Source organism: Holdemania sp. Marseille-P2844, assembly GCF_900120005.1.
Classification (GTDB): domain Bacteria; phylum Bacillota_I; class Bacilli_A; order Erysipelotrichales; family Erysipelotrichaceae; genus Holdemania.
This window is the reverse complement of sequence record NZ_LT635452.1, coordinates 12,767-26,468: the sequence shown is the minus strand read 5'-3', so window position 1 is coordinate 26,468 and position 13,702 is coordinate 12,767. Positions and strand designations below refer to the sequence as shown.

Genomic DNA, 13,702 nt, shown 5'->3' with positions numbered 1-13,702 from the left:
TCTAGCCGGGAATTCCCAGCCTGACATTTTCATTGTAGTGAATTTTCAGTCCGAGCGCAAGTCTGAAAACCGAGGGAAAGAATCAGAAACCGCCGGACACAGCCCGGCGGTCAGATTCTGAAGTATTTAACAAAGACGGCTGATAAAATACGGGAACTGTTTGCGCCACCACGGCCAGTCGTGAACCGCGTCGCCGCCCCAGTAATCGATCCAGGCCGGGATATTTTTATAGCCTAACAGTTCCTGCATCCGGCGGGTGTCCTGCTGAGCTTCCTGTTCCCAATCGCCCTGACCGCAGCACAGCACGATGTCGCAATGCCGGTATTTTTCCACATACGGATGATCAGCCGGCATCTGATCGAGATAGTCGATCGTGGAGTTGTTGTAAACCAGATCGTCCATGTAGCCGCCGAAGTACCACTTACTGGAATAAATGCCGCTTAAGCCGATCGTGCCGTTGAACAGATCCGGCCAGCGGAACATGAAATTCACAGCGTGAAGCGCCCCCAGACTGCAGCCGGTCGTCAGAATCCCGCCGGCCCGCCGGCCGTCGTTGGACCACTGGTTAATCTCGAGGATCCGCGGCGCCAGCTCTTCCACAATATAGCGGGCATAAGCCTCGTGGCGCTCGATCCGGCCGCGGCATTCGCGGTCGAAGGCCGCCCAGGTCTCCCAGTCGATGCTGTCGCAGGTAAACAGCTGCAGCCGGCCCTGTTCAAGCAGATCCTGCACGGCCCCGACCATCCCGAAATTTTCAAAATCATAGAACCGGCCGCTCTGCGCCGGAAATACCAGACAGGGCCGTCCGGCATGACCGTAAACCTTGAATTCCATCATCCGGTCAAGATGATAACTGTATTCGTTATAATACGCTGTATGCATGTTTTCTACTCCTTGGTCATGGTAAAGCTGACGAATTCCATCATGTCGTCAACATCCGCGAAACGAGCGGTGATCATGTCGTTGCCCATCGCCGGGGCTAAGACCTCCGGCATCGTTTCCGCCATCACGATCGCGCTGCCGTAGCGCTCATGCACCTCAGCGAGAGTATGACGGTAAGCCAGACGGTGACGGCGGCCCGTATAAACGCAATAATACGGCCGGTGCGAAGGATCGAAATACCCATGATCATACGCGACCATGTTCGCCCAGATTTTATAGACGTCGATATCGTTGGCATAGTTCATCATATCCGGGGTATAGCCTCCCGGCGGACGCATGTTGACTTCCAGGCCGATCAGATCGCCCCGCTTGCCCAGTCCTTCCTTATCTTCAGTCAGGCGGAAAAACTCGCAATGAAAAAACCGGCTCTGGGTCGGGAAGGCGGCGATCACGCGCCGTCCGGCATCCTTGAGATCTTCCGGGATTTGGCGCACGGAATAATAATAGATGTCCTCCTCATGATTGACGATTTCCATGATCGGCCGCGGAAACACATGCGACGTCTCAAAGATCGGCTCGCGCTCGCGGTTGGCGATGCCGTCATAGGATTCAATCGAGCCCGGCACGTATTCTTCCATGATGTACTGCGTTTCCGGCAGATGATCGTAGAATTCATGCAGCTGCGCTTGGTTTTCCAGCTTGTAGGTCGCGTTGGCGCCCACGCCGTTATCCGGTTTGACGACAACCGGATAACCCGTCTGCGCGACAAATGCCAGTCCGGCTTCCCGCTCGGACACCAGATGCCAGCGTGCCGTGCGGACTCCGGCCTTTTCATACAGCGCCTTCATCTGGCTCTTGTATTTAATGAAGGAAATCGCCTCGTTGCGCACGCCGCTGGTTACGTTGAAATCCGTGCGCAGCCGGGCGTCCTGCATCAACCAGTATTCGTTGTTGGATTCGATCCAGTCGATCTTGCCATAGCGGAACGCAAAAAAAGCGCAGGCTTTGTACACCTCTTCATAGTTTTCCAGACTTGAAACTTTGTAGTATTCCTGTAAGTTCTGCTTGAGGTTGTCTTCAAGCTGCTCGTATGGAGCATCCCCGATTCCCAGCACACGGACGCCGTTCTGTTTCAGACAACGGCAAAAGTTCCAATACGTCTTGGGAAAGTTCGGCGATATAAAAATAAAATTCATGGATATTCCCCACCTTTGTTCAAGTTTCATTGTAGCAGAATCGAACGTTTTTTTAAATTGATTAAGCGGCAAAAATACCAGAATTCTGAAATAACTTGCTGAAAGAAATGAAAGAAGATGAAATCATCAAGGATACTGAAAACCCATCGTGCTGTTTAAAGCTGGAAATGAAGCTAGCGTCACGGGATAAAACAAGAAACGATCCGCGTTTTTTTAGCGGATCGCCCGTTCTCCAGGGAATCGTCTGATTCTCATGTCTCTGATTTTTGTTGATTTCAGCAAGTTTCTTCCTTTTATTTTCCCTTCAACCAGCTTACCCCATATTGGCCGCCGTCAGGCGTTTGCGCATTAAATCCGGATCCGTACAGGCCAATAACGCGGTCTCCTTTGTGATCCGGCCGGCCTTCAACAAATTCAACAGACTGGCGTCCATCGTGATCATGCCCTCCCGGGCGTTAGCCTGAATCGTGTTGTCGATCTGATGGATCTTATTCTCGCGAATCTGCGTCTGGACGGCATTGTTGACCTTCATGATCTCAAAGGCCGGTATCAAGCCGCCCCCAACCGCCGGAATCAGCTGCTGGGACACGATCGCCTGCAGCACCATCGACAGCTGCACGCGGATCTGTTGCTGCTTCTCGGCCGGGAACACGTCAATAATCCGGTTGATCGTATTCGCCGCGCCGGTTGTGTGCAGCGAGGAAAAGACCAGATGCCCTGTTTCCGCCGCTGACAACACCGTCTGCATCGTTTCCAGTTCGCGCATTTCCCCGACCAGAATCACATCCGGCGCTTCCCGCAGCGCCGCGGTCAGAGCGTGGATATAATCGGGCGTATCCTGACCAATTTCACGCTGGCTGACAATGCTTTTCTGATGCCGGTGGAGCACTTCAATCGGATCCTCAATCGTGATGATATGCCCGCTTCGGCTATGGTTGATTGCGTCGATCAGACAGGCCAGCGTCGTGGATTTGCCGCTGCCGGCCGCCCCGGTAATCAGCACCAGCCCCTTTTTCAATTCGGAAAACGCCAGGATTTCCGGTCCGATATGCAGCTCATTCGCATCCGGCAAAACGAACCGCACGACCCGCAGCACCGCCGCTAACGATCCGCGCTGACGATAAACATTGACGCGGAAGCGCCCCATCTGGGAAAGCGAAAAGGAAAAATCATCCTCGCCCGTCTGATGCAGCCGGTCCATCGTCCGATTCTGGCTCAATTTAAAAATTTCCTGAATCAACGCTTCGGTCATCGCCGGCGTCAGCCGCTGATCATCCAGCTGAATCATTTCACCGTTAATTTTTATCGTCAGCGGTGTCCCGGCGACAATAAAAATATCCGAAGCCCGGCGGTCGACCGCCTGCCGCAATATCGTTGGACAGTCCATCAGCGTTCCTCCTTTTCCATTTTCGTTTCACTGTAATGCGCCTGCACCCGGCTGATCGCTTTATCGCTCAGCTGCAGCTGCGCGTTAGCCTGAACATAGGACAATACCGCGAAGGTTGTCATGCACAACAGGCAGAATAACATCAATAACGGTGCGATCCCCGTGCCGATATGCACCGCGGTTTGGGTTTCCTGACGATGACTCATGACTTCCCGCCTCCTGTGATCGGACCGATTTCCACCAGAATCCGGCCATCCTTCACCCGCACGACACGCAGGACGGCGGCTTTTTCTTCATTGTGGACCGATCGTTCAATTTCAATCTGATAAACGCCGTTTTCCTGCAGTTTTCCACTCTCGTCGCTCTGCCACAGACAGGCCTCGGGTTCACATTGCTGCGGCCACAGCGTGGTCAGTGATACATCGGAATGAGTCCGCAGCTGTTCGGCCAGCGGCTGGGCCAACCGCAGCGCCTGATTCTGATCCAGCGCTAAATGATGCCTGGCGCTGGCCAGCGCGAACAAGCGTACGCACAGCACAGAACCCAGGGCAAAGCAGAGAATCACAAACAACAGCTCGCTGAGGAAATAAAACGAGCTGGAACGCTGTCGTATTTTCATTCCGCATCCTCCTTCAGCTCAAGGCTCAGCGTGGCGATTCCCGATTCGCCCTGCCATTGCACCTGCAGCGACGATCCCTGCAGCTCAAAGCGAATCGGCGCCGAAGCCGCCAATTTCTCCCCGGCGCTCAAATCCAGCGGCCTGTTGGCGCCCATCAGCAGTTCCATCAGCTGACCCTCCTGAACATAGAACACCGTTTCATACGTCCGTCCGTCAATTTCTTCCCGGATCATGAGACACTCCTGATCTCCGATCCGCTGCACGCGCACCTGATCGCCGCGGACGCCCTGCAGCCGATTGAACAACACCAGATAGGGCAGCTGCACCTGGTCATCCTGCCGCTGTTCCCGCAGCATCCGCTGATAAAAGGAAGCGCACCGCTCGATCGTCACAAACGAACAGCCGACAAACAACGTCAATAACAGAAGCATAAAGACCATTTCCGTCACAGACCGCTTCATCGCGCCGCCCCCTTCCGGTAAACCGCGACGTCCGGCTTCATATTGGAGCCGAGCGATTGATAAAACACATTGTATTTCCCATGGTCGATGACGACTCCATAGTTTTGTTCCAGATAACTCACGTCCTCAGGATAACTTCCCTCCAACGCATAGCACAGCACCGCCGCCTGTTCGATCCGCTGCTCGATCAGCTGCGCTTCTTCATTCCGGATCTGTCCCGAGGTCTGGTTCAGAGAACGAACGATCCCCCAGAAAAGCGCCGCGAAGATCAGAATAATGGCTGTGATTTTTCCCAGCTTCTTCATCGGGTTACCCAATGCTGGACATGATGTTCATCAGCGGCAGCATCACGGAAAGCAGAATCGCCCCGACGATCACCGAAAGCAGCACGATCATCAGCGGTTCGATCGTATTTAAGAACTGGTTTACGGCGGTTTCGGTATCGTCGTCATAGCGCTCGGCTACCTGCGCGATCATCTCATCGCCCCGCCCAGCCCGCAGGCCGATGCCGATCATCCGGGCATAAGCTTCTTTAAACAATCCACAATCCAGCAAGGCCCGGTCGAAGTTTTCGCCCTCGTCCATTTTCTGCATACAGGCGCGAATCTGTTTTTGCACTCCCGGATGCTCGATCAGCGTTTCCAATCCCTGCAGCGCTTCGCTGATCTCTACACCGCTGCGGGTAAACAAGGACAACGCGAACGCCGCCTGCGCCAGCGACAGCTCGCGGCACACACCGCTGATCAGCGGAACACGGGCAAACAGCGCCGTCAACGACAGCTGCGGATTGCGAAAATGGCGTATGGCAATCACCGCCGCACCGATCAAGGCCAGCCCGGAAATCACCGCTGCCGCGATGATTAAGCCTGACCCTGCCCGCATCAGCACCTGTGCCGATACCGGCAGCGAAATACCGAGATTGCGCAGCACTTCATCAAAGACCGGCAGCACCTTAAATAAGATCACGCCAACGACGACCATCACCATGATCAGAAGGATCAGCGGGTAAGTCAGCGCGTTCTTCAAATTAATCCGGATCTTTTCCATGCGCTGATAATACTGCGCCAGCGCTTCCAGCACCTGATCCAGATAGCCGGTCTGTTCCCCGATCCGCACCATCCGGACCATGTAGGAGTCAAACGCTTCCGTCCGTTTTAGACTGTCCGCCAACGTTTCGCCCAGCTCTATTTCATTTTTGATTTTTAACAGCGCGTCATGCAGACCGACGTCTGGCTGATCGTTCGCCACCACACCTAATCCGTCTTCTGCCGATAAGCCCGAGCTGATCATCATCGCCAGCTGCTGGCACAACAGCGCGCATTCATTCCCGGAGATTTTTTTCATGTTTTTTCCCCCTTTAATAGCGATATTTATCCTGATACTGTCCAGTGTATTTCATCTGCGTTGACGCGTAGGTCGGATCCATTCGCGTCCAGGTTTCTTTTTCAAAATAGATTTCCGGATTGATCCAGCCGGCCCCGCGGACATACACCTCGACCCAGGCATGGTAACCCTCGTCGACATAGCCGGTGATCAGGCGGGTCGGAATCTGCTGGACACGCAGCATCGTGCTCATCAGGGCGGCGTAGTCGAAACAGATGCCTTTGCCCTGGGACAGCGTGTCGTCGACAACCGGCAGGACATACTGATCTTTGACTTCCTCGGCCTTGTCCCAATCGTAGCTGACATGCTTGACCACAAAGTTGTAAATTGTCAGCACCCGTTCCAGCTCAGTCCGGCAATCCTGCGTCAAATCGAACGATTTCAGAACGCTCGCCGACTGCGGCGAGTAGTTTACAATCTGGTTGGGATAAAGAAACGGCAGGGTCTCCTCACTCAGTCTGACGTCGAACGTCTGCTTGAACAAGACGGCATATCTTGAGCCTTCGATATTCTCATACCCCCGGATTTCGTATTGTCCGCTGCCCAGGGTCAGAGGGTAGGTGATGTAATTTCCATCCTGATCAATATCATAGGGATATTCCTCACCGTCTTTGATGATTTTTAACTTTAAGCGGCGATGATCAAAACGCAGGGTTTTCACCATAATGTAGCCCTGATCGGTGTGACTGGCGTCAATCTGGATCAAATCGTCGCCCAAAATCACGTTTCCGGAAGCTTCCGGAAGATGAATTCCCGCGAGGGTGGGAGCGGGGGTTTCCTCGATCGGCGTCGGGTATTCCTGCGTTGAAGAAGGCTTGCCGGAGGAGCTGCAGGCCGACAGCAGTAACGCCAAAACGAGCCATCTGCGTATTTTCAAAATCGGCACTCCTCCTTTTTCCTGTTTCATTATAGCACAATCCAACCCCTTCCCAAACGGCGGAGTTTGCGCGTGGAATGGAAGAAAAACAAAATCCGCATATCGACGGCGTATGCGGTTGAAAAGTTCGGATATTCTAACGATTTGCACGCAGTCGGTTCTGACTGACGGTAAGCCGGGCTTCGCCCACTTCGACGGTTAATTCCGCCAGAGGATCCAGGACGATCGTCAGCTGAACATCGTCAAGATCGCTGGTCAGCGACTGCCGGAATATCAAGGCGGAGCCTTTGTGAATACGGACATGGGATAAGTCCAGCGGCAGCGGCTTCTTGTTTTGATAGCCGGTGCAGACAACCGTCATCGTGCCGTCCTGGTTTTCTTCCACGCTTCCCAATTTCAGCACAACCTTATCTTTCTTCACCATCACCCGCAGGACCGCGGCCAGTCCGACGGCTAGAATGCCCCAGCCTAACAGCCATCCCCAGCCGATGTTCCATGTCGGATTGGAATGAGAAACAGACGTAAAAAGGATTCCGCGCATGCCTGAACCGTTTGATGGCAGCGCCAGGCAACTGCTTTCGAATCCGGCAAAACTCATCATAGTCAACAATCTGTGCATCATCACGGCAGGCCACCCTTTCTTTTTTCTTTATTATGCGGGAAGTGGGTTAGAAATCCGTTAGATAACGCGGTTTTCAGAGAATTATTTTACTTTGTGTCAATTTGCGGGTGTTTTCTCGTTCAATAGCTCAAAGTCATAATGGAGACGGCAGCGGGAAGACGCGATTTTTTTATAAAACCGCCGGGTCAGCCGATCCATCACCAATGCAATATCGCTCTTTTCTTTTACAGTCATCAGAATTCCGAACTGCGTCTTGCTGAAGCGGGTATAAACGTCATTAGCCCGCAAACCGGAGCGGATGATGCGGTTGAGCAGATCGCCGCAGTCCTGCGCGGACAATTCAGCGTCCGTGACTTTCAGATGCGTAATTACCAGCACGATCGGCGCCGTGCTGCGCCGGGCTTCCAGACGTTTGTTTTGGACCAGCTTGGCAAAAACCGGCCGCTCGCAATAGAACGCCGCAGGCTCGCTGGTTCCTTCCAGTTCCGACAGATAATCCAGCGGCGTCAGTTCCTTATCCTCGTTATCCGCTTTAATGAAGTAAACCAGCGACTGACTCTTCCCCTGAAACTCCATTCCGAATTCCTTGTAGAAAGAATCGGAAATCTTTTCATAATGTTGAATGGCGCGGGCATATTTCTTTTGATCAAGAAGAATTTTCAGATAGAGGTAATTGAGTTGATCCTGATATAAATCCTGCTGGAGGGCTTTCAGCAGCAGGGTTTCCGCCTGAGCTTCATGGTGAAGGTCGGCCAGCGACTGGGCTGCGGCCTGGACCCGCTGCAGATACAGCTGCCAGTATTGCTCACGATAGGTATAGATCCAGCTCTGGTCCAAGCCGGGCAGAAACTCGCCCGGATATAATTCTGCCAGCGCTTGCGCATAATCGGAGTCAATCGTCAAAGGATCCAGCGGTTTATTCAGCTCATCAATATCCAGCGTCAGCTCGGAACAGGCAAAGCTGTAACCGCCCCGCTGCGTCACAATCCAATCGGCCGCTCCCGTCACCGTTAGCTCCTCCAGACATTTCCGCAGCCTGTGGACTGTAAATTTCATGGCATTGAGGGGATTTTTGGAGTCTTCCCAAAACAATTCGATCAGTCGTTCTTTGGTTACCAGAGTTCCGTGATTGAGGCAAAGGCAGGCGAGAAACGCCGCTGTCTGCTTGCCCAGCAACGCAACAAGATCGATCGTCTGGTCGTTTGTTTTTAAGATAAAACCGCCAAGCATCTGAATTTTAATTCTATTCATTCGTCTGCCTCCCAGAATTTTTAATCTCTCATTAATTATATTATAATTCCAGTATTTTTACTAATAACATTGTCTTACTTTTATGAAATTTTTCAGGTGTTCTTTGGTCTCAGCGCTTTCTTGATCCGGCGAAAAAAACAAATTAAAACAGCGGAACTTTGGAATGCGAGCATTATGGTATGAGACCTCCCCGGCAGAGTTGGTTATTTGCCTTCTCTACCTGAGAGGGGACATGCCTATCCCGCTCCAAAGCGACGCTGTTTTATTATCCCAGGATAAAGTGGTTCAGTGCGCCAAACAGTCCTGCGCTGGCTAAGCCCATAATGACGCCGGCCAGTAAGACGCCGCCCATCACGGCTAAGACACTGGACTTAAAATCCATGTCCAGAAAGCTTGCCGCCAACGTTCCCGTCCAGGCGCCGGTGCCCGGCAGCGGGATGCCGACGAACAGCAGCAGTGCAACAAACAGACCGCGGCCAGCTTTTTCCTGAAGCTTTTTGCCGCCTTTTTCACCTTTGTCCAGACAGTAAGTAAAGAACTTGCCGATAACCGGCTTATCCGCGCCCCAGATCAGAACCTTCCGGGCAAATAGATAGATAAACGGTACAGGAATCATATTGCCGACAATCGCAACAATATAAGAGGACCACAGCGGCATGCCAAACGCCTGAGAATATGGGATGGCGCCGCGCAGCTCAATCAGGGGTACCATGGATATCAGAAAGACAAGAAAATATTTTTTTAACACATTCAGCACTCCAATTCTTTTCGTTATTTACAGCATTGCCATTGTACACGAATTCAAACTAAGTTACAAGGCAAAATGGCTTTTCTTAAGGGATTCTTAGAAATTTCCAGGCTGGTTTCTAACAAAAGGAATGGCATAAAAATAAGAAATAACGATCATCCTGATTAGGATCGTTCCTGTTTCTCACTTCCAAACTTCCGGTATTTGTAAAACATTATAAATCTGATCAATTCCATTTTGGAGTTTGGATTCACTCTTCATTGATGCAGCCTGCGTTGTTTACGCCATCCCAAAACGATTAATCCTGCCTCATTTCTCCAGTCTCGAATTACTCCGTTAGAATCTGGATTATGCCCATCTTCCCAAGCTTGCAAAAATCTCAATCTTCTGCAATTTTTGTCAGTAAAAATAAATTCGAATTTAAAATTTATTACATAAATGTCTATATCCATTCTTTTGCCGTGTCTTGTTTCTTTTATTGGCTTTTTCGATATGAGTACACGATCCTTCGCTTTATCTTAGAACATCGATTCATCATTGTATGTTTTTAACCGTTGATATGTTTTCTAACAGACTTATACCGCATCTCTTCAGCAAAAAAAATTCATGCTTCCACTCTCAAAAAGTGCTTATTAAGCCTTTTTCCGTATTTCCACTTCTGTATTTTTAACATCAAGACAACGCACGCAATGTGGCTTGAGAGTGTGATCGGGATTTCAAAAGGCTTATTTCATTTTAATCTTCGCTATAAATTCTTACTCAATTACTTTCCACTAACCAGTCTTGCCACAGCATCTTATGGCCTAACCTCTCAATTTCTTCTTACTGCCACAATATGTCATCTTAATCACCGTCTCTACATGCGGCGTGTTGGGAAACATGTCAAACGGAATCACGGTTTTCACTTCATACAAATCCATCAATTCCTTCAAGTTTTTCCCCAGCGTCGCCGGGTTGCAGGAAATATACACAATCTGCTTTGGCTGACACTGCCGCAAACTTTCGATCATCGCGCCGTCCAGTCCCGTCCGCGGCGGATCGACGACAACTGCGTCAATTTTCGTCCGGCGGATCAGCTTCTTCATTTCCTTCGCCGCATCGCCGCATACAAACCGCACGTTCTCCGCCTGATTCAGCCGGGCGTTTTCCTTCGCGTTCTCCACCGCTTCCGGAACAAACTCGATTCCGATGATCGTTTTCGCCTTCTCTTTCAACATCAGCGAAATGCCGCCGACGCCGCTGTAGGCCTCGACTAGCGTATCGCACGGTTCGATCAGCGACGCGGCCATCCGCATCATCTGCAATGCCTGCGGCCGGTTCAGCTGAAAGAAAGAAGCGCAGGAAAGCGACAGCCGCACATCGCCGAACTGCACCGGCAGCCGGTCTTCCCCTGCCAGCAGCAACCACCGATTGGAAAATAACTGGCGTGTCCGTTTATCCGGATTGATATTCTGCATGATGCAGGTCATCCCCTCAATCGCCTTGAGCTTTTCTATGAACTCCTTAGGCAGGGAATCCTCCCCACTCACCAGCACGCACTGGTACTGCCCGTCAAATCCCCGCAATACCAACGTGCGCAATCCTGTTCCCCTTTTTGGATCATACGCCTTGAGCCGGAACTGATTGGCCAACGCCAGAACCTGCTTGCGCAACGCTTCCAGATCCGGATCATGAATGAGACAATGAGCGATCGGCATCACGCGGTTGCTTCCTTCTTCAAACAGACCGTTCACCAGTCTGCCCCGTTCTTCCCGGATCGGCAGCTTGCATTGATTGCGGTAGCCCAATCCAGACGGACTGGCGATGACCGGCTGCACCTTACCGCGGGGAAGGCCCGCATACTTGATCAGCGCTTCCTGCACCAGCTCCCGCTTTACCTGCAGCTGGGCTTCCGGTTTCAGAATCATGAATGGACATCCCGAACAGCGCCCCTGCACCGGACACTGCGGTTTTACCCGCTGCGGACTATCATTCAGTCTTTTGACAACCTGTCCTTTCGCATACCGCGGCTGCGAGTCGAGGAGAACAATCTCGGCCGCCTCCCCCGGCAGCAGCTGATCGACGAACACCGGCTTTCCTTCAAGATAAGCGATCCCCTCGCCGTTGATCCCGATCTTTTTCGCCGTCACCGTCACGGTGCGGTCTCGATGCTTCTCCATAATGATAGCCTCCCTCTATTTTAATAATGAAAACGGAAATATCTTTTCCAGAATTTTAACCGCTGTCACATAATGCTTCAGCGGCTGAACCATATCTTTTTCCACAAACACCTGATTGACGCAGAACCCCAGATAGATGATCGAGGCGATGATATAGACGCTCAGAAACAAAATCACCATGGACGACAACGGGCCGTAAATTGATTCGTAATGGGTGAAATGATTGATGACAAAAAAGAAAAACGTACCCAACACCGACATGCAGACCGTCGTAAACAAAGCTCCCGGGGCCACCGCGCGCCATTGGTAATTACGAAACGACAACAGCCGGTAAAAGATACAGAACCCCACGAACAACACGGCAATCTGCGTCAGCAATCCGGTAAATGGAAATTGCTGGAGAACGAAGACCATCAGCCCCAGGCTGGCCAGCAGCACAACGAAATCGACCAACGATACACCGCGCATGAACCACTGCGGCAGCGCCACTTCATCCAGATGAGCGGAAATCATCAGGAAGGAATAAATCGCCCGCGACGCCACCCACAAAGAAACGACGATAAAAAAGATCAGCGGAATCAGTTCCACCGGCGAATTGCCTAAGAAAAAATCAATGAACGGACTCAGCAGATCCTGCGGGATATACTGTTCGGCAAAATCAAGAATACTTGCCAGACCCTCTGGGGAACGACGGAAAAACACGACCAGCAGCGCTGTCAGCGGCGCGAGCGCCAATAACAGCGAATACGACAGCGCGTAAACGAATGTCGTGCCGTCATACGAAGTAAACATTTCATAAACCTGCAGGATCTTTTTCATCGCGTTCTCCTTTATCCGATCTTCCCTCTATTTTACCATCGCCGCCGTCAAACGAACAGCCATTTCCCTGAAAAGAAAGCCAGACTCCAAATGGGCCTGACTCCCTTTCGTATGCTTCTTGATTCCCCATGTCTCACAGGGCAAGTTTGCCTATTTCAACAGACTTAAATTGGTATCCGTACAGAAGTTATCCACACTGTAAAGAATCAGGATCCGGTCAGCCCCCATCTGCCCCGCCAGCTGCGACATCGGCATCCGGTAGTAACGCAGATCGGCCATCGTGATCTGACTGAAATGCGGCGCCAGATATGGCGTCAGCACATGCGCGTAGGAATCCTTGATCACGAGCAATTTCTCTGCGGATGCGCTCGAGGTTTCGATTTCAACTAAAGCGTGGTTGCCGTCAAGATAGGTCATGTACTTGTCTTTTTCATTCAACCGTTGATCGCTGAACAGCGAAGTCTGCGCTTCGCCGCTTTGATCATAAACGACCTGCACGTCGAAAGGAAAAGTATAGGTCCACGTCCAGATTGGATCGCCCGGATGCCAGAATGCTCCGGAGCGGGAATACTGCGTCCCCTTGAACCCCTCGGCCGCTCGCTGATAGATGAAATCTTCGCCGGGCTTCAGCGGTTCCTCATTCCAAGCCGTCATCAACGCTTCATAGCCAGCCCAGGCCCCCTGCGCCGTCCAGTGATGGTCGGTTTTAAAATACAAGGTTTCATCCGCATTCAGCTGTGTTTTCCTGGCTTGCAGCGCGGCGCGGACGTCGACAATTTGAACGCCCGTCAGCTGACTTTCCAGCGTGTCGATCAACACGTCCTGATCGGTATTGTACGCTCCCGGCGGCAGATTCTCCTTTTCCATCAGCGCCGCGGTCGGCACCAGCATGACGCTGATTGGAATCTCCGACTGTGCGGCAAAGGCGTTGATCTTGGCGATGTTCTTCGTGCTTTGTGTCCTGTCCAAAACATCCACCTGGCCGATCAGCCAGTCCTCGCTGCCAAAGTAAACATTTTGATTTTCTATTTTGCCCAGTGCGCGCTCCCCTGCCGCTTTCACGCCGATCCACAGATCCCGGGCGATAAACTGATCTGTAAACCACTCCTCCAGATCCGTCGTGTAATCATCAAAGAAAAACCGTTTCCAGCTGAACTCGGGAAACTGCGCCAGCACCCGGTTTTCCGCGTCCGAGAAGGTCCGCTGGGGAGAAAACAGATTTAAAATTGTGAAACAGCCCAGAAAACCACAGAAAATAACGATCATCGCTGTCCGTGTTCCTTTTTTCATTACTGTTT

At 51.7% G+C, this 13,702-nt stretch carries 15 protein-coding genes; all 15 read right to left on the bottom strand.

The genetic code is table 11. The features are described 5' to 3' along the window. Window positions 1-126 precede the first annotated feature (126 nt). The 15 genes from BQ7364_RS10050 to BQ7364_RS09980 all read right to left on the bottom strand — a co-directional run bounded on the left by BQ7364_RS10050 (window position 127) and on the right by BQ7364_RS09980 (window position 13,694). On the bottom strand, window positions 127-882 hold the full coding sequence (locus tag BQ7364_RS10050) for an esterase family protein (protein ID WP_072684602.1): 756 nt from the start codon (window positions 880-882) through the stop codon (window positions 127-129). A 5-nt stretch (window positions 883-887) separates the two neighbouring features. Continuing rightward, window positions 888-2,078 carry an ATP-grasp domain-containing protein gene (locus BQ7364_RS10045; RefSeq protein ID WP_072684601.1) on the bottom strand — a complete coding sequence of 397 codons (1,191 nt, stop codon included), beginning with the start codon at window positions 2,076-2,078 and terminating at the stop codon, window positions 888-890. Between the two features lie 313 nt (window positions 2,079-2,391). Then, on the bottom strand, window positions 2,392-3,465 hold the full coding sequence (locus tag BQ7364_RS10040; protein WP_072684600.1) for a type IV pilus twitching motility protein PilT: 1,074 nt from the start codon (window positions 3,463-3,465) through the stop codon (window positions 2,392-2,394). Next, window positions 3,465-3,671 (bottom strand): hypothetical protein, encoded by a 207-nt coding sequence (locus tag BQ7364_RS10035; RefSeq protein WP_072684599.1) that lies wholly within the window; start codon window positions 3,669-3,671, stop codon window positions 3,465-3,467. The genes BQ7364_RS10040 and BQ7364_RS10035 overlap by 1 nt, the downstream gene beginning before the upstream one ends. Next, a complete protein-coding gene (locus BQ7364_RS10030; protein WP_072684598.1) occupies window positions 3,668-4,084 on the bottom strand; it encodes a hypothetical protein in 417 nt (138 codons plus the stop codon). Before BQ7364_RS10030 ends, BQ7364_RS10035 begins: the two co-directional genes overlap by 4 nt. After that, window positions 4,081-4,545 carry a DUF4860 domain-containing protein gene (locus BQ7364_RS10025; RefSeq protein WP_072684597.1) on the bottom strand — a complete coding sequence of 155 codons (465 nt, stop codon included), beginning with the start codon at window positions 4,543-4,545 and terminating at the stop codon, window positions 4,081-4,083. Before BQ7364_RS10025 ends, BQ7364_RS10030 begins: the two co-directional genes overlap by 4 nt. Further along, on the bottom strand, window positions 4,542-4,850 hold the full coding sequence (locus BQ7364_RS10020; RefSeq protein ID WP_072684596.1) for a hypothetical protein: 309 nt from the start codon (window positions 4,848-4,850) through the stop codon (window positions 4,542-4,544). The genes BQ7364_RS10025 and BQ7364_RS10020 overlap by 4 nt, the downstream gene beginning before the upstream one ends. A 4-nt stretch (window positions 4,851-4,854) precedes the next feature. Beyond that, complete coding sequence (locus BQ7364_RS10015; protein WP_072684595.1) at window positions 4,855-5,889, bottom strand: type II secretion system F family protein; 1,035 nt, start codon at window positions 5,887-5,889, stop codon at window positions 4,855-4,857. Window positions 5,890-5,902: 13 nt separating this feature from the next. Continuing rightward, a complete protein-coding gene (locus tag BQ7364_RS10010; RefSeq protein WP_159432792.1) occupies window positions 5,903-6,805 on the bottom strand; it encodes a transglutaminase-like domain-containing protein in 903 nt (300 codons plus the stop codon). 136 nt (window positions 6,806-6,941) lie between these two features. Next, entirely contained in the window at window positions 6,942-7,346 is a 405-nt protein-coding gene (locus tag BQ7364_RS10005; RefSeq protein ID WP_139248610.1) for a hypothetical protein, read from the bottom strand. A 177-nt stretch (window positions 7,347-7,523) separates the two neighbouring features. Continuing rightward, the gene (locus BQ7364_RS10000; protein WP_072684592.1) at window positions 7,524-8,678 is read right to left on the bottom strand and encodes an AfsR/SARP family transcriptional regulator; all 1,155 of its coding nucleotides are present in this window, start codon (window positions 8,676-8,678) and stop codon (window positions 7,524-7,526) included. Window positions 8,679-8,943: 265 nt separating this feature from the next. Further along, window positions 8,944-9,390: a COG2426 family protein gene (locus tag BQ7364_RS09995; protein WP_050767023.1), complete on the bottom strand. Its 447-nt coding sequence runs from the start codon at window positions 9,388-9,390 to the stop codon at window positions 8,944-8,946. Window positions 9,391-10,229: 839 nt separating this feature from the next. After that, window positions 10,230-11,585, bottom strand: a complete 1,356-nt coding sequence (gene rlmD / locus BQ7364_RS09990) for a 23S rRNA (uracil(1939)-C(5))-methyltransferase RlmD (protein WP_083538539.1) — start codon at window positions 11,583-11,585, stop codon at window positions 10,230-10,232. A gap of 15 nt (window positions 11,586-11,600) precedes the next feature. Next, complete coding sequence (locus BQ7364_RS09985; RefSeq protein WP_072684591.1) at window positions 11,601-12,404, bottom strand: YihY/virulence factor BrkB family protein; 804 nt, start codon at window positions 12,402-12,404, stop codon at window positions 11,601-11,603. A 150-nt stretch (window positions 12,405-12,554) separates the two neighbouring features. Further along, on the bottom strand, window positions 12,555-13,694 hold the full coding sequence (locus BQ7364_RS09980; RefSeq protein WP_072684590.1) for a DHHW family protein: 1,140 nt from the start codon (window positions 13,692-13,694) through the stop codon (window positions 12,555-12,557). Between the last annotated feature and the right edge of the window lie 8 nt (window positions 13,695-13,702).